A 21125-nucleotide genomic window follows, 5' to 3' on the forward strand; every position below is an offset into this window, starting at 1 on the left:
GCTTAACTGATCGGCATTACGCCAATCGGCGGGTTTTTTTAGTATTCGCTATCGTCGAACTCGATACCTAGTTCTTTCATGATCTGACGCGCTTCAGCAGGAATGCTGTCAGGCTTGTCTTTGCGAATATCGTCATCGGTTGGCAATGGCTGGCCGGTATAAGCATGCAAAAATGCTTCACACAGCAGCTCACTGTTGGTCGCGTGACGCAGGTTATTAACCTGACGGCGTGTCCGCTCGTCAGTGAGAATTTTTAAAACTTTAAGTGGGATAGAAACGGTGATTTTTTTCACCTGCTCCTTTTTCTTACCATGCTCGGCATACGGATTAATGTAATCGCCGTTCCACTGCGCCATGTCTCACCTATCTTGATTATTGAATACCCAGAATGATGCTGCGGAGATTCTAGCTATATTAACCGCCACATGCAAAGCTGTATAGACGTCTAGAAGTGTTGACGTCTCAAAAAGTGCAGGGTAAGGTGAGGATAACAACGCTGGCTCGCGCACCACATCGCAAGGATGAACCATGACCCGAAAAAAAACTGACACCATCGCTGTAAGAACTGGCATTGGCACCGACACGCAACATCATGCGGTGGTTCCCCCTTTATATCTCTCGACCAATTATCGCTTTCCCGCGTTGGGGGATGTGCCCACCTATGACTATGCACGCGGAGGGAATCCGACCCGCGCCCAGCTAGAGCAAGCATTGACTGACTTAGAAGGCGGCGCGGGGGCCGTGGTAACCAACTGCGGGATGGCCGCGATTAATTTGGTGTTATCGCTATTGAATGCGGGTGACAAAATTGTGGCCCCGCATGACTGTTATGGTGGCACGTACCGGTTGCTTGAGTCCCGAGCCAAGCAGGGAATTTGGCAGGTTAAATTTGTTGATCAATCCGATCCAGACGCCTTGGCGAGCGCCTTGGCTGAATCACCGACGTTGGTGCTGGTGGAAACCCCATCGAACCCCTTGCTGCGCGTGGTCGATATTGCTGATATTTGCCAGCAAGCGCATCAAGTCGGCGCTTGGGTGGTGGTCGACAACACTTTTTTATCTCCTGCTTTACAGCAACCACTTGCGCTAGGGGCCGACATGGTGGTGCATTCGACCACCAAATTTATTAATGGGCATTCTGATATTGTCGGTGGCGCGGTCATTGCAGCAACCAGTGAACTTGCCGAAACCTTAGCGTGGTGGGGCAACTGTATAGGGGCCACGGGCAACGCGTTTGACAGTTATATGACATTGCGAGGGTTGCGTACCTTAGGCGCACGGGTTAAACAACACCAGCAAAACACGCAAGCGGTACTCGCCTATTTGCAAACGGTTCCTGCTGTGCGCCATCTCTATTATCCGGGACTCACGACCCATCCGGGTCACGAAATTGCTGCCTGTCAGCAATCAGGCTTTGGTAGTATGCTGAGCTTGGAATTGGATACCGACAGTGACGGGGTGGCGCGCTTTATCGCAGGCCTTTCGCTATTTGCTTTAGCAGAGTCGTTAGGCGGTGTAGAAAGCTTGGTCACACACCCAGGCTCCATGACACATCGGGCGATGAGTGATGCGGCGCAAGCGGAAGCGGGTATCGCACCGACCTTGCTGCGCTTTTCAATCGGATTGGAAGATGCGGATGATCTCATCGCTGATTTGGCCCACGCTTTTGCGGCATTGGCCGCGTAACCTGAACAACGTTACGGCGCTGTTCCTTGCTTTACCCTGATATTTGGTTAGACAAAGAGAGACCTTGTCATGCATGCGCAATCGACGGAGACGTCCCCTGAAGCACAACGACAACTTCATAAATTTGGCGGCAGCAGCTTAGCGTCGCCCGCCTGCTATCGTCGGGTTGTCGATGTATTGACCGCCCACGCGGGCCGCCAAGATTTGATTGTGGTCTCCGCGGCAGGCAAAACCACCAACCAATTAATTGCTTATCTGGCTCAGCTCAACAAAGACGGTCGCCTCGCCCATGAAACGCTACAGACCTTGCGCGGCTTTCAGCAAGATTTAATTGAAAATCTTATTGATGGTGAAGACAAGCAGCGCCTTGTCGATGCCTTGTATGCTGACATCGCCACGATTGCGACCTTGGGAGAGGGCTCGCTGACTGACGCAGATAAGGCGCGTATTCAAGGGTTTGGCGAGGTATGGTCGGCCCGCTTACTGGCGAGCTTGCTTAGCCAGCACCAGCAACCCGCTGTAATGTTGGACTCACGTCTGTGTCTACGTGCAGAGCGAGCAGCGCAGCCAGAAGTTGATCGGGGAGCGTCTTGGCCATTGCTGAACAACCAGTTATCCCAGTATGCCCACACCCAAGTGGTGATCACGGGCTTTATGGCACAAAACCAAGCGGGAGAAACCGTGCTGCTTGGCCGCAATGGCTCCGACTACTCGGCAACCATTTTGGGCGCCTTGGCCGGGGTGAGTCGGGTGACGATTTGGAGTGACGTGGCTGGGGTGTACAGTGCCGACCCGCGTCATGTCGATAATGCCTGTTTGTTGCCTTTGATTCGATTGGATGAGGCGGCTGAGCTGGCACGTCTTGCTGCCCCTGTGCTCCATAGCCGCACCTTACAGCCGGTGGCGCAGAGTGCCACCGATCTTACCTTACGCTGTACGCATGCACCTGACAGTGGCTCAACCCGTATCGAACGTGTGCTCGCCTCTGGGCGTGGTGCAAAGATCATTACGGCGCTAGATGATGTCTGTCTGTTGCAGTTTGATGTCGCACGCGGCCTCGACTTTCAGGCGTTTAAGCAGGAGCTAAGCCGCACTCTGACTCAGCTCAAGCTGCAACCTCTGGCTGTCGATTACCGTGATGACCAGCATCGCATTCAATTGGCATTCAGTGCAGAAGTGATCGATACCGTGATGGCACAGATTCAGGATGCGGGCCTGTCTGCGGAATTGCGTTTGCGTGAGGGCTTTAGCATGGTGGCGGCAGTGGGGGCCGGTGTCGTCAATAACCCCGTCCATTGCCACGGCTTTTACCAACAGCTGAAAGCACACCCTGTCGAGTTTATGAGTGAGTCGGCGTCTGGGCTTAGCTTGGTTGCGATTTTGCGTCAAATGCAGACCCAAGCCTTGGTGGCGAGAATGCACGATGCGCTGTTTCAGGCTCAGCGCCGCATCGGTTTGGTGTTAGTGGGAAAAGGTAACATTGGTACCCGCTGGCTCAGCCTCTTTGCCGAGCAAAAAACAGCGTTGGAGAAGCGCCATGGTAAAGGGGTCTCATTGATCTCTGTGGTGGATAGTCGCAACCAATGGCTGGATTTTGCCGGTATCGATCCTAGCCGTGTGTTAGACGGATTCGATGACAAAAGCGAGCCGTATTTTGATGACGAGTGGCTTACCCGCCTGCTCAATCATCCCTATGACGATGTGATTGTGCTGGATGTCACTGCCAGTGCATCACTCGCATACTTGTATCCGCGCCTTGCCGAACATGGCTTTCATTTGATTTCGGCGAATAAAGAAGCGGGGGCGGCACCGGCAGAGCAATATCATGCTATTCAGCAGGCCTTTGCCAAAACTGGACGGCATTGGCTCTACAACGCGACCGTCGGGGCGGGATTACCCATTAACTACGCGGTACAAGATTTACAGGAAAGTGGCGATCAGATCCTAGCTTTATCCGGCATTTTCTCCGGCACACTCTCGTGGCTATTTTTACAATTTAGCGGCGAGGTTCCGTTTAGTGTGTTGCTTGAGCAGGCTTGGCAGCAAGGGTTAACCGAGCCTGATCCGCGTGAAGATCTCTCCGGCGCGGATGTGGTGCGCAAGCTGGTGATATTAGCGCGTGAGGCCGGTATGGCGTTAGAGCCGGAACAAGTGAAAGTGGAGTCGTTAGTGCCAGAGGCGCTGCAAGCGCTTTCTTTGGACGGTTTTTTAGATAACGCCAGCCAAATGGATGAGGTGCTGCATGAACGCTTAATGAAAGCACAACGCGACCGCTCGGTGCTACGTTATGTGGCGCGTTTAGACGGCCAAGGTAAAGCGCAAGTCAGCTTAGAAACTCTGCCGATTGAGCACCCGCTGGCGCATCTACTGCCGTGTGACAATGTCTTTGCGATTGAGAGCCAATGGTATCGCGAAAATCCATTAGTCATTCGTGGCCCCGGCGCGGGGCGTGATGTCACCGCAGGCGCGATTCAATCCGATCTTAACCGTTTGATTGGACGTCTCCACTAGCTAGCGCATTTATATTCCACGTTGACTAGGCTGCTCAATGATGCGTTGAGCAGCCTTTTTTCTGCCACGCATCGACGGCTTTTCCACCATACTGATCCTGACGGCCTGATTCATAACGTTATGAGTTTTTTTCATTAATGTATCGTTGACATTCTCGCCGGATAACGCCAATCTTTAGACATATGGACGTCTAAACGTATAAATCAAAACACACATCATCGCACACACCATATTGGTTGCAGGGAGAGGGTATGAGCTACACGCACGCGGGCCACATTGATGCACTGAATCAGAATATTGCTGACCTAAATGGCGACATTAACGTCTCATTTGAGTTTTTTCCGCCGAGTACCCCAACCATGGAGGAGACACTTTGGAACTCCGTGCATCGCTTAAAAGCGCTCAAACCTAAATTTATGTCAGTGACCTACGGCGCCAATTCAGGCGAGCGCGATCGCACCCACGACATTGTGAAAAGTATTCATGAACAAACGGGTATCGCCGCGGCGCCACATTTGACCTGCATTGACGCCAGTGAAGACGAGCTGCGTCATATTGCCCGCGACTATTGGCAAAACGGCATTCGTGACATTGTGGCGTTGCGTGGTGACTTACCCTCGCCAGAGAAAAAGCCCGATATGTATGCGGTTGATTTGGTGCGCTTGCTCAAAGAAGAGCATGATTTTGATATTTCGGTCGCCGCTTATCCCGAAGTGCACCCAGAAGCGAAAAGCGCCCAAGCGGATTTAATTAACCTCAAGCGCAAAGTGGATGCGGGAGCCAGCCGGGCGATTACCCAGTTTTTCTTCGATGTCGAAAGCTATTTGCGCTTTCGTGATCGTTGTGTGGCGACGGGCATTGATGTCGAAATTGTGCCGGGGATTTTGCCGGTCTCCAACTTTAAGCAGGCGTCGCGCTTTGCCAAGATGACCAATGTGCGCGTGCCGCAATGGATGCACAAACAATACCAAGGCCTAGAGGATGATCCTGTTACGCGTCAGATGGTTGGGGCCTCGATTGCGATCGACATGGTGCGTGTCCTCAGTCGGGAAGGGGTGAAAGATTTCCATTTCTACACCTTGAATCGTGCCGAGCTCACCTATGCCTTATGTCATACCTTGGGCGTGCGTCCGCTTGCTGCTGTCTCATAAAAAAACGCCCACAATGGGGCGTTTTGAGGTTGCGTGTTGTGTGGTTTGCAGTTTATGCCGAGCAAGGCTCGCGAGGCGCTAGCATAGCTAATTCGTCGCGTACCTCTTGTGCCCAAGCCAGCCAAGCGCGGCGTTGATGAATGGTACGACGCAAGGCTAAACGCAGCAGGCGCTGCTGATTGGTAAGCGGGCTGGCTTGAGCAAATTCGCGTTGCTCAATCATGGCGTAATGGTTGAGGAGTTGCTGCGATTCGGCAATTAACTGATTAACATGACCTAGCATGGGGGATGGGTCGAGCACTTCACAGCTCAACAGACGTGCGACATACTCATCCCGTTCGGGGGCAAGTTTTGGCTCAATAAGTAGCCAAGTTTGCAACATGTCAGTGCCGACCGGCGTAATGGCATAGACCTTGCGATCGGGCTTACCCATCTGTGGCTCCAAGCGGCAGCTCACCGCCCCTTTTTCTGCGAGCTTGGTAAGCTCGCGATACACTTGCTGATGGCTGGCTTTCCATACATAGCTAATGCTAGTGGAAAACGCCTTGGTAATATCGTAACCCGTGGCCTCGCAGTTGCTTAGCACCGTCAGTATTACATGGGGTAGTGACATCTCTTCTATCCACAATTAGTCGTACAACAATAGGTCGGCCCGGAATGCGATAACCTTCTTTGGGTTATTTCGCCAAACTCAAGGCCTGCTCAAGGTCGGCAATGATGTCATCAATATGCTCAATGCCGACACAAAGACGGATCATTTCTGGTGTGACGCCGGCTGCGGCCTGCTCCTGCTCGTTTAACTGACGATGAGTGGTCGAAGCAGGATGACACGCGAGCGACTTGGCATCGCCAATGTTCACCAGACGTTTAAATAAATTCAGTGCATCGTAAAAGCGCACACCCTCATCAAAGCCACCTTTTAAGCCAAACGACAACAGTGACGCGGGCAATCCACCGCGGATCAGCGTTTGGGCGCGCGAATAATGCGGATGCGTTTCAAGGCCTGCATAGTTCACCCACGCCACGGCGGGGTGATTGGCTAAGTAATCGGCCACGGCTTTGGCGTTCTCGCAATGGCGCTCCATACGCAGGCTCAAGGTTTCTAACCCTTGCATCAACATAAAAGCGTTCATCGGCGAGAGTGCCGCGCCACTGTTACGTAGCGGCACCGTACGTGCGCGGGCAATAAATGCGGCTGGGCCAAACGTCTCACTATAAACCACGCCGTGATAGGCAGGCTCCGGTTGTGAGAATTGCGGGAATCGGGCTTGATGTGCTACCCAGTCAAAGGTGCCGCCATCGACAATCATACCGCCAAGGGTGGTGCCATGACCGCCAATGTACTTGGTGAGTGAGTGCACCACGATATCGGCCCCATGCTCAATCGGTTTACACAAAACCGGTGTGGCCACGGTATTATCGACCACCAACGGAACCCCATGCGCATGGGCAACCTTGGCTAAGCCTTCAATGTCGGCGATATTGCCGGCCGGGTTACCAATCGACTCGCAATAGACTGCTTTGGTGTTGTCATCAATCAACGCCTCAATCGCACTGGCGTCGTCACTCGTGGCAAAACGCACCTCGATGCCTTGCTCGGGGAGCATGTGGGCAAACAAGGTATAGGTGCCACCGTAAAGCTGTGGTGTGGCGACGATGTTATCACCGGCTTTGGCGAGGGTTTGAATCGCATAGGTGATGGCCGCCGCACCGGCACTGACACACAGTCCCGCAATACCGCCTTCTAATGCCGCCACCCTTTGCTCCAACACGTCGTTGGTCGGGTTCATTATCCGTGAGTAGATATTGCCCGGCACATCAAGATTAAACAGGTCAGCACCATGTTGCGCATTGTCAAACTCGTAAGCGACGGTTTGATAGATGGGCGTTGCCACCGATTTGGTGGTGGGGTCTGTCTGGTAGCCGTGATGAATCGAGAGGGTTTCGTCTTTCATGGCAATTCCTTTGCGTTGTTGGGTCGCGTCAGTGCGACCTTCAATAGTAATAATATTATCAATGCAACAGCAAGCATTAGCTGCGGCTTTGCATAAAAAAGTCTGTGGTCAGGATTTTCTCAGCGTCGTTCATGTGCCAAGACAAAAAAGCCGCACCCTAGGGTACGGCTCTACTATCAAGGATTAACCGGTATTGCGCAGCCCCGCGGCAATCCCCGCAATGGAAATCATCAAGGCATCGTCGAGTGACTGATCGCCTTGTTCCGATTGCCGTGTGCGGTATAACAGCTCGGCTTGCAGCATATTGAGCGGCTCAACATAAATATTACGTAAGCGAATCGCTTCAGCGCCCCATGGGTTTTGCTCCATCAGGTTGTCGCTATTTTCCACTGCCAGCACAACCTGAATATCTTGGCGTAATTGCTCACGCAAGGATTCACCTAACGGCCAGAGGCTCTCATCGACCAAGCGCTGATCATAGTACTTGGCAATGTCTAAGTTGGTTTTGGTAAACACCATTTCTAGCATGCCAAGGCGGGTGGAGAAAAATGGCCATTCGCGGCACATTTCTTCCAGCTGGGCTTTATGGCCTTTTGCAATGGCGTGATCGATAGCTTGTCCCGCCCCCAGCCAAGCTGGCAGCAATAATCGGTTTTGACTCCAGGCGAAAATCCAAGGAATCGCCCGTAAGCTTTCCACACCACCGTTGGGGTTACGTTTGGACGGGCGCGATCCCAGTGGCAGTTTGCCTAACTCAAGCTCAGGCGTGGTAGAGCGGAAGTAAGGTACAAATTGCTCATGGCCGCGTACCACATCACGATAGGCTTGGCATGAGATGTCACTTAAGGTGTCCATCAGCTGACGCCACTCTTGCTTAGGCTCTGGTGGTGGCAGCAAGTTCGCTTCCAAAATGGCGCTGGTGTACAGGTTTAAGCTGTTGACGGCGACGTCAGGCAGACCCAACTTAAAGCGGATCATCTCGCCTTGTTCGGTCACCCGCAAACCGCCTTTTAAGCTGCGCGGAGGTTGTGAGAGCAATGCCGCATGCGCGGGGGCACCACCGCGACCTACGGTGCCGCCACGACCGTGGAAAAGTACCAAGTCAACGCCTTGGTCATCGCACAAATTGACCAGCGCTTCCATGGCGCGATATTGCGCCCACCCGGCGGCCATCACTCCAGCGTCTTTGGCCGAATCCGAGTAACCGATCATCACCATTTGGAAGTTCTGGGTAAAGCCTCGGTACCAATCAATGGCCAGCAGCTCACCAATCACTGCCTCGGCATTGTTCAAATCGTCCAAGGTTTCGAATAGCGGACACACGTCCATGCGGAATGGACAACCGGCTTCTTGCAGCAATAGGTGGACAGCCAGCACGTCGGAGGCGGTACGTGCCATCGAAATGACGTAGGCACCCAAGGCTTCACGCGGCTGCTCGGCAATCACTCGACAAGTGTCGATCACCTCTTGGACGTCAGGCGACGGTGACCAATCACGTGGCAACAACGGACGCTTAGACGCCAGCTCGCGAGTCAGAAAGGCCTGCTTGTCTTGCTCGCTCCATTGGGCGTAATCGCCCATCCCCAAATAACGGGTCACTTCTGAGAGCACATCGGCATGGCGGGTACTTTCTTGGCGAATATCGAGTTTAATCAGGTGCACGCCAAAGCATTGCACGCAGCGAAGTAGGTCAAGCAGTTTGCCGTCGGCAATAATGCCCATGCCACATTGATGGAGCGACTGGTAACACGCTAGTAAAGGCTGCCACAATTGCTGGGTGTCGGTCAGGATCCCTTGTGAGGAAGCGCGCTCGCCTTTCAGTTTGGCGTCCAAATAGCTCAAAGTGTGGGTTAGCTGACTGCGCATGGTTTTGAGGATGGCGCGATACGGTTCGTGCGCCTCGCCAGCCATCTCACGCACAGTGTCATCACACTGGGTCATCGACAGTTCACTGATCAAATCTTGCACATCGCGCAAATACAAATCCGCCGCTTTCCAGCGTGATAACAGCATTACTTCGCGGGTAACCTCACTGGTAACATAGGGGTTACCGTCGCGGTCGCCGCCCATCCACGAGGAAATTTGTACCGGTTTGGCATCAATGGGCAAGTTGATGTCGAGGTGGCTTTCAAGCTGCTGATCAAACTGGCGTAAAAACGCAGGAACTGCTTGCCACAGTGAATTTTCAATCACCGCAAAGCCCCACTTGGCTTCGTCAAGCGGGGTTGGTCGCTCTTGGCGAATCACGTCGGTGTGCCATGCTTGTGCAATCAACTGCTCAAGACGTTTCTCCGTTTTGGCACGCTCTGCCGCCCCCAAATGTTCACTGAGCTCTAACTTCGATAAGCACTTATTAATCTGCACCAAGTTATGAATGGTGGTACGGCGTGCGATTTCGGTTGGGTGAGCGGTCAGGACTAACTCAATTTTTAAATCGGCGATCGCTTGTTGCGCGTCATTGGCATTAATCTCACCTTGGCTGACACGGCGGAGTAAATCGTCGATAGCATCCGGGCTGCACTCCAGCGCGTCGCATTGACGCGAGACGGTGTGGTATTGCTCGGCGATATTAGTCAGATTCAAAAATTGGCTAAAGGCGCGGGCGACCGGAAGCAGTTGGTCAGCCGGCAAGTTTTGCAGCACGGTTTTCAGCTTAGCATGATCGTCCTGATTGCCAGCGGCAGCCGATTTTGAGAGCTGACGAATTTCCTCAACTTTTTCTAAGAGTGCTGGACCATGGGCATCTTGGATGGTGTTACCCAGCAGACGGCCAAGCATACTGACATTGCTTTTTAAGGCAGAGTACTTTTCGTTCATAGCGTATCCATTCTGTAACAAAGTTACATCCTACTGTGACTGTAAAGAACCAATCTAGCGAATATTGCGCGATCGGGTCAACTTAACCGCAAATTAGCGCGAAAACTGGCCGCCGGATTTGATGCTTATCATAGAGCCACCCCAAAAGCTGAAAAAAAGTTTCAGCTTTCAGGCTTGCTAGCCTCCCGAGGGTTTCCCCGCGCCCGCCGTATCGCAACTTTCTCGTGAATAGCAGCAGTGTTATTTGCATGGTTAGATGGAATTATTGCCCTAATATGAATGAATAGACATTAAAAGTGATTTTTTACGCTTTTTGGGGTTGACGGCCAAACGGGAATGCGATAAAAAAAATAACCATTCACTATTTATGAATAAAAATATTTTTTGAGAGTTGACCATGATGCCACTCGCAGACAAACACAACGCCCTTTCTGCTCGACGACGCTAGCCTGCTTTGCGTGGCTATCGGCTACGCCCTCGATACTCTGCTGCCCCGCAGCACGCCTTAAACACCTATAAAGAGAGACACCAATGACACTTAACACCATTATTGTCGGTGCCAGTGGCTACACAGGAGCCGAGCTTGTCGCCCTTGTCCATCGCCATCCGCAATTGCACTTGGCCGGTTTATATGTCTCGGCAGGCAGTGAAGACGCCAACCGCCCTGTGAGCGCGTTGCATGGTCAACTACGTGGCGTGGTGGATATGCCACTGATGCCGTTGTCCTCGCCACAGTATGTCGCCAAGCAAGCCGATGTGGTGTTTTTAGCCACCGCGCACGCGGTCAGTCATGAATTGGCGCCGGTTTTTCTGGCTCAAGGTTGCGTGGTGTTTGATTTGTCGGGGGCGTATCGGGTCAATCAAGCCGATTTTTATCCTACCAATTACGGCTTTTCGCATCAGTCACCGGCATGGCTGGCGCAAGCCGTGTATGGCTTGGCGGAGTGGCAACAGGAAGCATTATCGGCAGCGCAGCTGGTCGCCGTGCCGGGATGCTATCCCACCGCCAGCCAGTTAGCGCTCAAACCCGTGCTGGATGCAGGCTTGTTGGATAAACAAATGTGGCCGGTGATCAATGCCACCAGTGGCGTGACGGGTGCGGGGCGCAAAGCGAGTCTGACCAACAGTTTTTGCGAAGTGAGCCTGCATGCCTACGGAGTGTTTTCTCATCGTCATCAGCCAGAGATTGCCGCACACCTAGATACGCCGGTGATTTTCACCCCGCACCTTGGCAGCTACAAACGCGGCATTCTTGCCACCATTACCGCCAAATTAGCGCCAGGTGTTAGTGAGTCGGAGGTGGGGCAGGCACTGACCCAGGCTTACCAAGAGGCGCCGCTGGTACGGGTGCTCCCAGCCGGCGAGGTGGCCAAGCTACAAGCGGTGCAATACACCGGCTTTTGCGACATAGGCTATCAGGCCGCGCATGGGCATCTGATCCTCACCAGTGCGATTGATAATTTACTGAAAGGCGCGGCCAGCCAAGCCGTGCAGTGTTTAAACCTTAAGTTTGGCTTTGCCGAAACCACAGCGATTGTCTAGGAGAAACGGATGAAAACGCCATTAGTGATTAAGTTAGGCGGCGCGGCACTGAGCTGCAGCGAGACCCTCGCCAAGGTTTTCGGCGCGATGAACACCTATCGCAGTGAGGCAGAGCGTCCGCTAGTGCTGGTGCACGGTGGCGGCTACTTGGTCGATGATCTGCTGAAAAAACTCGCCCTCACCAGTGTGAAAAAACAAGGCTTACGGGTCACGCCAGTCGACCAGATTGATTATGTCGCCGGTGCCTTAGCCGGGACGGCGAATAAGCTGCTACTCGCCGAAGCGCGTAAGGCGAAGATTAAAAGCTGTGGTTTGAGCTTGGCCGATGGCGGCTTGTGTCAGGTCAGCCAGCTGGACCCTGAGCTAGGTGCAGTGGGGGAAGCCAGCGCCGGTGATCCTAGCCTGTTGCAGGCGGTATTGGCCGCGGATTGTGTCCCCATTATTAGCTCGATTGGCATCAGTGACCAAGGTGAGCTGATGAACGTCAATGCCGACCAAGCGGCGGTAGCGGTGGCAACCACTCTCGGGGCGGAGCTGGTGTTGCTGTCGGATGTCAGCGGCGTGTTAGACGGCAAAGGGCACTTGCTGCCTTGCCTGACCGAGTTAGATGCGCAGCACTTGATGGAAAAAGGCGTGATCACCGATGGCATGGTGGTCAAGGTCAACGCCGCGTTTGCCGCCGCCCGCGAACTGGGTAAACCGGTGGAGATTGCCACCTGGCGTTACCCAGAAAAACTCACTCAATTATTCGATGGCCAGCAAATCGGCACTCGGTTTAGCGCCAGTTAATAAGACGTATAACGACGCGACGAAACCGTCGAACCGTCACATCAGGATTTAAGGAGAGCAAGATGAGCAAGGTAAATAAAGTTGTACTGGCCTATTCGGGTGGATTGGATACCTCGGCCATCATTCCATGGCTAAAAGAGAACTATGACTGTGAGGTCGTGGCCTTTGTTGCCGACGTCGGTCAAGGCGAACAAGAGCTCGAAGGCATTGAGCAAAAAGCGCTCGCCTCTGGGGCATCACAGTGTTTTATCGCCGATCTGAAACACGAAATGGTGGCGGAGTATATTTACCCCAGCCTGAAAACCGGTGCGGTGTATGAGGGCAAATACCTTCTAGGTACCTCGATGGCGCGTCCGATCATTGCCAAAGCGCAGGTCGAGTGCGCCCTTGAGGTTGGAGCGGATGCACTTTGCCACGGCTGTACCGGCAAGGGGAACGATCAGGTTCGTTTTGAGAGCACCTTCTCCGCGCTAGCGCCGCAACTGAAAGTGATTGCGCCGTGGCGGGAGTGGGATCTCACCAGTCGTGAAGCCTTGCTTGATTACTTGGCCGCCCGTGATATTCCCTGCACGGCGAGCCTTGAGAAAATTTATTCACGTGATGCCAATGCTTGGCACGTCTCAACCGAAGGCGGTGTACTGGAAGACACTTGGACTGCGGCTAACCAAGATTGCTGGGTATGGACAGTGGCGCCGGAAGAGGCACCCAATACGCCCGAGTTTGTTACCTTAGGGGTGCAAAGCGGGGAAGTGGTCTCAGTCGATGGTGAGTCCATGTCGCCTTATGACGTGCTGACGCTGCTGAACGACAAAGGTGCCGCCCACGGGGTAGGACGGATTGATATTGTTGAGAACCGTTTGGTGGGAATGAAATCCCGCGGCTGCTATGAAACCCCGGGGGGCACCATCATTATGGAAGCGCTGCGCGGTGTTGAGCAATTGGTGCTGGATAAAGAGAGTTATCAGTTCCGTGAGGAGCTCGGTTTAAAAGCCTCTCACCTGATTTATGATGGGCGTTGGTTTACCCCGCTTTGCCAGTCTATTCTTGCCGCGGCCAATTCTCTTGCCGCGCCGGTAACGGGCGAGGTGGTGATCAAACTCTATAAAGGCCAAGCGACAGTGGTCCAAAAGCGTTCAACCAATAGTTTGTACTCGGAAGACTTTGCCACCTTTGGTGATGACGATGTCTACGATCACAGCCATGCCGAAGGCTTTATCCGTTTGTATTCGCTGTCGAGCCGGATTCGGACGCTGAACAAACAAAAACAATCCTAATTAAAAAAGCATCGTGAGCAGTAAGGAGAGACAGCATGGCATTATGGGGCGGACGCTTTAGTCAAGCAGCAGACAAACGGTTTCAAGCGTTTAATGATTCACTGCGCTTTGACTATCGCCTAGCAGAGCAAGACATTGTGGGCTCCATTGCTTGGTCCAAAGCCTTGCGTTCAGTGGGCGTGCTGAGTGATGACGAGCAACAGCAATTGGAGCTCGCGCTCAATGAGCTCAAGTTGTCGGTGATGGAAAACCCGAAGCAAATCTTACGCTCAGAGGCCGAGGATATTCACAGCTGGGTTGAGCAGCAACTGATCGATAAAGTCGGGGATTTGGGCAAAAAGCTTCACACCGGACGCTCACGCAACGATCAGGTTGCCACGGATCTCAAACTCTGGTGTCGCCAGCAAGGCCAGCAAATCTTACTGTCTCTCGACAAGCTTCAGCAGCAGCTGGTGGATGTGGCCAGTCAGCACCATGATACCGTGCTGCCCGGCTACACCCACTTGCAGCGTGCTCAGCCAGTGACCTTTGCCCATTGGTGTTTGGCTTATCTGGAGATGTTTGAGCGCGACACCACCCGCTTACAAGATGCGCTTAATCGTCTGGATACCTGCCCGTTAGGATCCGGCGCGCTAGCAGGCACCGCGTACCCGATTGACCGCGATGCCTTGGCACAACAACTGGGCTTTGAGCGGGCCACCCGTAATAGCCTTGACTCAGTCTCGGACCGTGATCATGTGATGGAAATGCTGTCTGCGGCGTCAATTTCGATGCTGCATTTATCACGGATGGCTGAAGATATGATCTTCTATAACTCGGGCGAGTCTGGGTTTATCGAGCTAGCCGATACGGTGACATCAGGCTCCTCGCTGATGCCACAAAAGAAAAATCCCGATGCGCTAGAGCTTATCCGCGGCAAAACCGGCCGCGTGTATGGCACCTTGTCGGCGATGATGATGACGGTCAAAGCCTTGCCACTGGCTTATAACAAGGATATGCAAGAAGACAAGGAAGGGCTCTTCGATGCGATGGATACGTGGCACGATTGCTTAGATATGGCCGCGTTGTGTTTTGAAGGTATCACCATTCACAAAGACAAAACCTTGCAGGCGGCGCAGCAAGGGCATGCCAATGCCACCGAGCTCGCGGATTACTTGGTGAGTAAAGGGATCCCGTTCCGTGAAGCGCACCATATTGTGGGCGTGGCGGTGGTGTCTGCCATTGAACAAGGTTGTGCATTGGAAGCACTGCCGCTTGCCACCTTGCAGCAATTCTCACCGGTCATTGAAGACGATGTGTATGCCATGCTCACGATTGAATCCTGCTTGGCTCAACGTCGTGCACTCGGTGGAGTCGCGCCCGAGCAGGTTAGCTTTGCTATTCAAGAAGCACAAAAGCGTTTGGATAAGCGCTTTACCCCTAAAGTCACGGTGCGCTCGGCAAGGCTTACCGACCTCGATACCATCGAAGGCATGGTGGTGTATTGGGCGAAGTTGGGGGAGAACTTACCTCGAGACCGCCATGAATTGGTGCGCAATATTGGCCTGTTTGCGGTCTCTGAGCATCAAGGGGATTTGACCGGCTGCGGCTCGCTGTATATTTACGACTCAGGGCTGGCAGAAATTCGCTCTTTAGGAGTCGAAGCAGGCTGGCAGCGCCAAGGTCACGGTACCGCGTTGATGATGCACTTGATTAAAAAAGCCAAGCAAATGGCGATCGAGCAAGTCTTTGTTCTTACCCGGGTGCCCGAGTTTTTCACCCAATTAGGCTTTACCCCGACGTCAAAGTCGCAGTTGCCTGAGAAAGTGATGAAAGATTGTGAAATCTGTCCGCGCTTTCACGCCTGTGACGAAGTGGCTCTGACCTATAACATTGCTGGGCCGGCCACAATCTCAACCTTCTCTGCATTGGAGTAGGGCGACATCGTCTATTGCCTGACGATATAAGCGTCGTCGTTATCCCTTCCTAAGGCTGCGAGTGGATTAAGCCGCAGCCTTTTCACCTGCCTCTGTCATAAAAACTTCATCAAATTGAGTAGCTTACAAACTGTTACATTGTACGGTTTGTCACAGAAGCGTCACGCGCAATGACCATCATGCCCGCGTTTTCTCGTTAATGATGGAGATTTTGTGGTGAAAACAACCGTGACGGCCGCAGTGGCCTCAGCCTTATTAGCGGCAACTGCACAGGCGGCAGTGCCTCAACAAAACGATGTATGGTACCAAGACGCACAAGCCGCCTTGGCGGCCGCTAAAGCGAACCCACCAATTACGGGCAAAGCCAAAAACGTGATCCTCTTTGTCGGTGATGGCATGAGTGTGGGGACAATCACAGCGGCGCGGATTTATCAGGGCCAGCAGCAAGGACAAACCGGTGAGGAAAACCGCCTTGGCATGGAAAGCCTGCCGCATGTTGCACTAGCAAAAACCTATAACACTGACATGCAAACGCCAGACTCGGCTGGGACCGCGACGGCGATGGTCACTGGGGTGAAAACCAAAGCCGGGGTTATTAGTGTTGACGATAATGTCCAGCGTGGTTTTTGCAGTACCGCCAAAGGTAACGAAGCGAAAACCTTATTTGAAATGGCGGGCGAGAAGGGCAAGGCGCTGGGTTTAATCTCAACCGCTCGTTTGACCCATGCCACCCCAGCTACCACCTACGCCCACAGTGCGGATCGCAATTGGGAAAACGATAGCAAGTTACCCAACATTGCCAAAAACCAAGGTTGTACCGATATCGCCAGTCAGTTTGTCGACTTTGATGCTGGTGAGGGATTTCAGGTGGCTTTCGGTGGCGGACGGCGTGAATTTATTCCTGCCGATAGCGTCGATCCTGAGGGCAAAAAGGGTAAGCGTAAAGATGGACGCAACCTGATTGAGGCATGGCAAACCCGTCACCCTGATGGTCAATACATTTTCGATAAATCCGGTTTTGATGCCATCGATCCGGCGACCACCTCACGCGTGTTTGGTTTGTTTGAAAGCAGCCACATGAAATACGAAGCGGATCGCCGTGAAAGCCAAGATGAGCCATCATTGGCGGACATGACCAGCAAGGCGATCGATATGCTTAGCCGCAACAAAGACGGCTATGTGATGATGGTGGAAGCCGGACGTATCGACCATGCTCACCATGCGGGCAACGCTGCGCGAGCGTTAGAAGATACGTTGGCTTACGACGATGCCATTAAAGTGGCCTTAGCGAAAACCAACCCAGAAGATACCCTGATCATTGTCACCGCCGACCATGCCCACACTATGGTGATGAACGGCTATGCGGAGCGGGGCAATCCGATTCTCGGTTTGTCACGTCAAAAAGGGCGCTTGAATCAGGATGATTTTGGTAAAACCTATACCACCATCACCTATGGCAACGGCCCGGGTGCGGTCAAAGGTGAGCGTGAAAACTTGCAAGAAGGGCAGGTGCGTGAGCTGGATTACAAACAGCAATCCTTGATTAAGCTCGGTTCGGAAACCCACTCCGGTGAAGATGTGGCCATCATGGCTCGTGGGCCGATGGCGTGGTTATTCCAAGGTGCCGTGGAGCAAAACTACATTTTCCATGTGATTAACGAAGCCACGGATCTGGCCGATTAATCGTCTGGTATGTCTGACGACCCGCGCTCTGGCGCGGGTTTTTTATTGCGCCGAAACGGGTAAATCACCACATGCAGGGTGAGTAGCACACTGGCACTACCGGCGGCGAATAACAAGGCAATCGACTCCACTTGCCGTGGCGCGTCGGCATAGCCCCACCACCAAAGTGGCCAAAGTAGCGCGCACATGGCGGCCAGTTGTTTCATACAACGGGTACAGCGTCCCAGTTTTTGTTGCCAAATCGCGGACTGACAGTATTTGCAAGCCATGCGTTTCTCTTGGTCGGTAATGGCGATAGCTTATTGTGGCGCAGTGGGCCGCCGGATACAAAAAAGCCCTCCAATCAGGAGGGCAAAAAGGTAAGCAAGTGCTTGGGGAAGCAACAGGCAGTGCCTGTAAAGCGCCGAAAATCGGCGAAAAGGGCTGTGGATTAGCAGCCTGGGCCACAGTCCATGCAGTGTTTGATCATTTCAGGGCCGAGTTTGAGCTTGGCATTCACATCCCGCAGCGCGGTACGTACCCCTTCTTCAATCACTGGGTGATAGAAGGGCATATCCAACATTTGCGAAATGGTCATTTGATTTTGATGTGCCCATGCTAACAAGTGGGCCAAGTGCTCAGCGTTCGGACCAATCATTTCAGCGCCAAGAAAGCGGCCAGTGCCTTGTTCGGCATACACGTGTAACAAACCTTTGTTTCGCAGCATCACCCGTGAGCGGCCTTGGTTTTCAAACGACACCACGCCGGTTTCAAAGCAGCCGCAGGGACCGAGACGGTCAGTAATTGCTTTGTAGCTTTCGCCCACCATCGCAATTTGCGGGTCGGAGAAGACCGCAGAGAGTTTGCTGCGGCGCAATCCGGCACGGATATCTTTACCGCGGCCTGCGTTGTCACCGGCAATGCGCGCTTGGTCAGCCGCTTCGTGCAGCAACGGAATTTGGTTACTGGCATCACCGGCAATAAAAATGTGCGGTGCCGTGGTCTGCAGGGTGTAAGCATCGGCAACTGGCACCCCGCGGGCATCCACTTTGATGCTGGTCGCGTCAAGGTTTAGCCTGTCGACATTGGGGCGACGACCGGTGGCGGCAACCACATAGTCGACCCAGCGCAGTTGGCTCTCGCCCTCTTTATCACGATAACGGATTTGCACCTTATCGCCTTCACGCACCATCTCTTCCACCTTGGCATCGGCGTCGAGATAAAACTCCTCACTGAAGGTGCGATTGGCATACGCCATGATGTCCGGATCGGTCAGCGGGCCCACTTGGCCGCCGACGCCAAACATAATCATCTCGACCCCGAGGCGATGTAGCGCTTGTCCCAGCTCTAGGCCAATTACACCCGGGCCAAATACCGCAACCGAGTCAGGTAGATCGTCCCATTCGAAAATATCATCATTGACCACTAAACGATCGCCAAGGTGATCCCAAGCGGACGGCCAGCTTGGACGAGAGCCTGTCGCGATCACGATGCGATCAGCATGGATGGTGGTGTGATCGTCGACCATTAAGGTGTGATCATCCATAAAGCGCGCATAGCCGTCGATTTTGTCTTGAGCGGGAATGTCATCGACACTTTCCAGTACAAAGCCGACAAAACGGTCACGCTCGCGTTTCACCCGATCCATCACCTCACGGCCATTAATCTCCGTGGTGCCGCCGGGATACACACCGAAGCCGGGCGCTTTGTCGATATGATGCGCCGCTTCAGCCGCCGCAATTAACAGTTTGGAAGGCATGCAGCCAACCCGCGCGCACGTGGTGCCATAGGGGCCGCCTTCAATCATCACCACGTTATCCGTATGCGCTTTGGCTGCGCGATAAGCACCTAGCCCGGCGGTTCCGCCACCAATCACAGCCACATCAACCGTTAATGTTTTCATTGCTTTCTCCTGGGAAAATAACGGGCGGCAAGGGAGCCGCCCAAACAGCGGATTACTGATTCAGATAGGTGTCGAGCTCTTCACTGCCACCGATATGACGGCCACCGATAAATACTTGTGGCACGGTAGCGCGACCGCTCACTGCACGCAAAGAAACCGTGGTGGCGTCTTTGCCAAGAATAATTTCCTCAAACTGAAGGCCTGCGTCGATCAGGGCTTGTTTGGCCTTGGCACAGAATGGACAGCCTGGTTTGCTAAACACGGTGATCGAATCTTGCAGTTTGTGCTCAGGAGCGATGAAGCCCAGCATGGTGTCGGCATCAGACACTTTGAACGGGTCGCCCGGCTCGTTGGGTTCGATAAACATTTTCTCGACCATGCCGTTTTTCACCAGCATGCTGTAACGCCATGAGCGTTTGCCAAAGCCAAGATCGTTTTTGTCGACCAGCATGCCCATACCATCAGTGAACTCGCCGTTGCCGTCAGGCAGGACATGAATGTTGTCAGCGTCTTGGTCGGCTTTCCAGGCGTTCATCACAAAGGTGTCGTTGACGGACACACAGACAATGTCATCAACGCCGTACTGTTGGAACACCGGATATAGCTCGTTATAGCGCGGCAGGTGCGAGGATGAGCAGGTCGGTGTAAACGCACCCGGTAGGCTGAATACAATCACGGTTTTATTGGCAAAAATGTCATCGGTGGTAACGTCTTTCCATTGGTCGCCTTCGCGAGTACGGAAGGTAACTTGTGGTACTGGTTGGCCTTCTTTTGATGCAAACATGGTTTCCCCTTTTGATTTAGTCGTTAACTGTCAATGGCATGTGTCTGACTCGCCGTGTCTTGATGGATGTAGTATCGCGAAAGAAGATTGATAGCTCTAATCGCTTGATGCTATGGTTTTGATAGTTTTCTCCTATAGAAGAGACAGCAATGAATATTCGTGATTTGGAATACTTGGTGGCGCTGGCCGAACACCGCCACTTTCGCAAAGCGGCCGAAGCGTGTTTTGTTAGCCAACCCACCTTGAGCGGACAGATTCGTAAGCTGGAAGATGAGCTGGGCGTGAGTTTGTTAGAACGCACCAGTCGTCGTGTGTTGTTCACGGATGCGGGTATGAGGTTAGTACAGCAGGCACGTAACGTGTTGCGAGAAGTCACAATTTTGACCGAATTGGCCAGTGAACAAGGGGAAAGTATGACGGGTCCCCTACATATTGGCCTGATCCCGACCGTTGGCCCTTATCTGTTGCCGAAGATCATTCCCATGTTGCGCGACCGTTTTCCAGAATTGGAGCTGTTTATTCACGAGGGTCAGACCCAGCAGTTGGTACAGCAATTGGAAGAAGGCAAACTCGATTGCATCATTTTGGCTTCTGTGGAAGAAACCCAGCATTTGAAAGAACTGCCATTGTATGAAGAGCCAATGCTATTGGCGGTCAGTGAGGCGCATAAGCTTGCGGGATGTGCTGAGGTGGCGTTAGATGTCCTGCAAGGAGAGACCTTGTTAATGCTGGGCGATGGTCATTGCTTACGTGACCAAGCGATGGGATTTTGTTTTAAAGTGGGCGCGCGCGAGGATCAGCGTTTTCGTGCCACCAGTTTAGAAACACTCCGCAATATGGTCGCGGCGGGCAGTGGTATCACCTTACTCCCTCGCTTATCCGTCCCTGCACAGCGACGCGATGGCGTAGCCTATATTCCCACCACGTCGCCAACCCCGACACGGCAGATCACCTTAGATTATCGCCCCGGTTCACCATTGCGAGGGCGCTATGAACAATTGGCTGAAGTGATCCGTGAGCATATGGTCGCGGTCATGGACACGCCGTTAAGTGCTGAGCCTACCGCATTAAACGCAGGATAAAAAGAACCCCCCAATACTGGATATCCAACATTGGGGGTCAGTTCAATTGTCAC

16 protein-coding genes are annotated in these 21125 nt (G+C 53.1%); 9 read left to right on the forward strand and 7 right to left on the reverse strand.

All coding sequences use genetic code 11. From position 1 onward, the window contains the following. Positions 1–38: 38 nt before the first annotated feature. Entirely contained in the window at positions 39–356 is a 318-nt protein-coding gene (gene metJ / locus BGK46_RS12865; RefSeq protein ID WP_069589843.1) for a met regulon transcriptional regulator MetJ, read from the reverse strand. A gap of 172 nt (positions 357–528) precedes the next feature. Here metJ and metB point away from each other — a divergent pair, with 172 nt between their 5' ends. From metB to metF, 3 genes are all read left to right on the forward strand, one after another. After that, on the forward strand, positions 529–1686 hold the full coding sequence (gene metB / locus BGK46_RS12870; RefSeq protein ID WP_069589845.1) for a cystathionine gamma-synthase: 1158 nt from the start codon (positions 529–531) through the stop codon (positions 1684–1686). A 69-nt stretch (positions 1687–1755) separates the two neighbouring features. Continuing rightward, the gene (locus tag BGK46_RS12875; RefSeq protein ID WP_069589846.1) at positions 1756–4197 is read left to right on the forward strand and encodes a bifunctional aspartate kinase/homoserine dehydrogenase II; all 2442 of its coding nucleotides are present in this window, start codon (positions 1756–1758) and stop codon (positions 4195–4197) included. 251 nt (positions 4198–4448) lie between these two features. Continuing rightward, on the forward strand, positions 4449–5348 hold the full coding sequence (metF, locus tag BGK46_RS12880) for a methylenetetrahydrofolate reductase (protein WP_069589847.1): 900 nt from the start codon (positions 4449–4451) through the stop codon (positions 5346–5348). Between the two features lie 52 nt (positions 5349–5400). On the opposite strand, the gene BGK46_RS12885 is transcribed toward metF, so the two are convergent. The 3 genes from BGK46_RS12885 to ppc form a co-directional block, all read right to left on the reverse strand. Next, positions 5401–5961 (reverse strand): PadR family transcriptional regulator, encoded by a 561-nt coding sequence (locus BGK46_RS12885; protein ID WP_069589849.1) that lies wholly within the window; start codon positions 5959–5961, stop codon positions 5401–5403. A gap of 64 nt (positions 5962–6025) precedes the next feature. Further along, entirely contained in the window at positions 6026–7303 is a 1278-nt protein-coding gene (locus BGK46_RS12890) for an O-acetylhomoserine aminocarboxypropyltransferase/cysteine synthase family protein (RefSeq protein WP_069589851.1), read from the reverse strand. Positions 7304–7486: 183 nt separating this feature from the next. Next, complete coding sequence (gene ppc, locus BGK46_RS12895) at positions 7487–10120, reverse strand: phosphoenolpyruvate carboxylase (protein WP_069589853.1); 2634 nt, start codon at positions 10118–10120, stop codon at positions 7487–7489. Between the two features lie 531 nt (positions 10121–10651). Between ppc and argC the strand changes: the two genes are divergently transcribed. From argC to BGK46_RS12920, 5 genes are all read left to right on the forward strand, one after another. After that, the gene (gene argC, locus BGK46_RS12900) at positions 10652–11662 is read left to right on the forward strand and encodes an N-acetyl-gamma-glutamyl-phosphate reductase (protein ID WP_069589855.1); all 1011 of its coding nucleotides are present in this window, start codon (positions 10652–10654) and stop codon (positions 11660–11662) included. Between the two features lie 9 nt (positions 11663–11671). After that, positions 11672–12451: an acetylglutamate kinase gene (argB, locus tag BGK46_RS12905; RefSeq protein ID WP_069589856.1), complete on the forward strand. Its 780-nt coding sequence runs from the start codon at positions 11672–11674 to the stop codon at positions 12449–12451. 62 nt (positions 12452–12513) lie between these two features. Next, positions 12514–13725: an argininosuccinate synthase gene (locus tag BGK46_RS12910; RefSeq protein ID WP_069589858.1), complete on the forward strand. Its 1212-nt coding sequence runs from the start codon at positions 12514–12516 to the stop codon at positions 13723–13725. A gap of 35 nt (positions 13726–13760) precedes the next feature. Continuing rightward, positions 13761–15641 (forward strand): argininosuccinate lyase, encoded by a 1881-nt coding sequence (gene argH / locus BGK46_RS12915; protein WP_069589859.1) that lies wholly within the window; start codon positions 13761–13763, stop codon positions 15639–15641. A 213-nt stretch (positions 15642–15854) separates the two neighbouring features. Then, positions 15855–17324, forward strand: coding sequence for an alkaline phosphatase (locus BGK46_RS12920; RefSeq protein ID WP_069589861.1), 1470 nt, complete (start codon positions 15855–15857; stop codon positions 17322–17324). Here the strand turns inward: BGK46_RS12920 and BGK46_RS12925 are convergent. The 3 genes from BGK46_RS12925 to BGK46_RS12935 all read right to left on the reverse strand — a co-directional run bounded on the left by BGK46_RS12925 (position 17321) and on the right by BGK46_RS12935 (position 19990). Continuing rightward, on the reverse strand, positions 17321–17593 hold the full coding sequence (locus BGK46_RS12925) for a DUF3624 domain-containing protein (RefSeq protein WP_069589862.1): 273 nt from the start codon (positions 17591–17593) through the stop codon (positions 17321–17323). The two genes, BGK46_RS12920 and BGK46_RS12925, sit on opposite strands and share 4 nt — an antisense overlap. A 161-nt stretch (positions 17594–17754) precedes the next feature. Next, the gene (locus BGK46_RS12930) at positions 17755–19206 is read right to left on the reverse strand and encodes a dihydrolipoyl dehydrogenase (protein WP_069589864.1); all 1452 of its coding nucleotides are present in this window, start codon (positions 19204–19206) and stop codon (positions 17755–17757) included. 52 nt (positions 19207–19258) lie between these two features. Further along, positions 19259–19990 (reverse strand): glutathione peroxidase, encoded by a 732-nt coding sequence (locus tag BGK46_RS12935; RefSeq protein ID WP_069589865.1) that lies wholly within the window; start codon positions 19988–19990, stop codon positions 19259–19261. A 149-nt stretch (positions 19991–20139) separates the two neighbouring features. Here BGK46_RS12935 and oxyR point away from each other — a divergent pair, with 149 nt between their 5' ends. After that, a complete protein-coding gene (gene oxyR / locus BGK46_RS12940; RefSeq protein ID WP_069589866.1) occupies positions 20140–21072 on the forward strand; it encodes a DNA-binding transcriptional regulator OxyR in 933 nt (310 codons plus the stop codon). Positions 21073–21125 lie beyond the last annotated feature (53 nt).

The organism is Salinivibrio sp. SS2 (assembly GCF_001722075.1).
Taxonomy (GTDB): domain Bacteria; phylum Pseudomonadota; class Gammaproteobacteria; order Enterobacterales; family Vibrionaceae; genus Salinivibrio; species Salinivibrio proteolyticus.

Coding starts and splice junctions, on each gene's coding strand:
- BGK46_RS12890 (WP_069589851.1), bottom strand. CDS start 7,303: ATGAAAGACGAAACCCTCTCGATTCATCACGGCTACCAGACAGACCCC.
- BGK46_RS12935 (WP_069589865.1), bottom strand. CDS start 19,990: ATGTTTGCATCAAAAGAAGGCCAACCAGTACCACAAGTTACCTTCCGT.
- ppc (WP_069589853.1), bottom strand. CDS start 10,120: ATGAACGAAAAGTACTCTGCCTTAAAAAGCAATGTCAGTATGCTTGGC.
- oxyR (WP_069589866.1), top strand. CDS start 20,140: ATGAATATTCGTGATTTGGAATACTTGGTGGCGCTGGCCGAACACCGC.
- BGK46_RS12875 (WP_069589846.1), top strand. CDS start 1,756: ATGCATGCGCAATCGACGGAGACGTCCCCTGAAGCACAACGACAACTT.
- argH (WP_069589859.1), top strand. CDS start 13,761: ATGGCATTATGGGGCGGACGCTTTAGTCAAGCAGCAGACAAACGGTTT.
- BGK46_RS12930 (WP_069589864.1), bottom strand. CDS start 19,206: ATGAAAACATTAACGGTTGATGTGGCTGTGATTGGTGGCGGAACCGCC.
- BGK46_RS12885 (WP_069589849.1), bottom strand. CDS start 5,961: ATGTCACTACCCCATGTAATACTGACGGTGCTAAGCAACTGCGAGGCC.
- BGK46_RS12925 (WP_069589862.1), bottom strand. CDS start 17,593: ATGGCTTGCAAATACTGTCAGTCCGCGATTTGGCAACAAAAACTGGGA.
- argB (WP_069589856.1), top strand. CDS start 11,672: ATGAAAACGCCATTAGTGATTAAGTTAGGCGGCGCGGCACTGAGCTGC.
- argC (WP_069589855.1), top strand. CDS start 10,652: ATGACACTTAACACCATTATTGTCGGTGCCAGTGGCTACACAGGAGCC.
- metJ (WP_069589843.1), bottom strand. CDS start 356: ATGGCGCAGTGGAACGGCGATTACATTAATCCGTATGCCGAGCATGGT.
- metB (WP_069589845.1), top strand. CDS start 529: ATGACCCGAAAAAAAACTGACACCATCGCTGTAAGAACTGGCATTGGC.
- BGK46_RS12910 (WP_069589858.1), top strand. CDS start 12,514: ATGAGCAAGGTAAATAAAGTTGTACTGGCCTATTCGGGTGGATTGGAT.
- metF (WP_069589847.1), top strand. CDS start 4,449: ATGAGCTACACGCACGCGGGCCACATTGATGCACTGAATCAGAATATT.